A 209-nucleotide genomic window follows, 5' to 3' on the forward strand; every position below is an offset into this window, starting at 1 on the left:
ATGAAAAAGATGTATTACAACAAAGAATACAGAAAAGCTTTCAAGAAATCGGACTGTCCGGAAGATCTTGGTTCTGAAGAAACGTTTATCGTTCATGAGGCTGAATTTTGTTCGGATATAAGCCAAGATGATGCAGATAGGAAAGCGGAAGAGTTTGCGGAGAAAGAAGGTCCGTTGTATGCTAATAAAGTAGGTGGCTGTTGCGAGGT

1 protein-coding gene is annotated in these 209 nt (G+C 40.2%); it reads left to right on the forward strand.

Features of this window, described 5'->3' with window-relative positions; genetic code table 11:
• The coding region (locus ABFY71_RS19270; protein ID WP_347947493.1) for a DUF5977 domain-containing protein at window positions 1-209 on the forward strand (209 nt) is incomplete at both ends.

The sequence above is a fragment of the Devosia alba genome (genome assembly GCF_039938915.1).
Lineage (GTDB): Bacteria > Pseudomonadota > Alphaproteobacteria > Rhizobiales > Devosiaceae > Devosia > Devosia alba.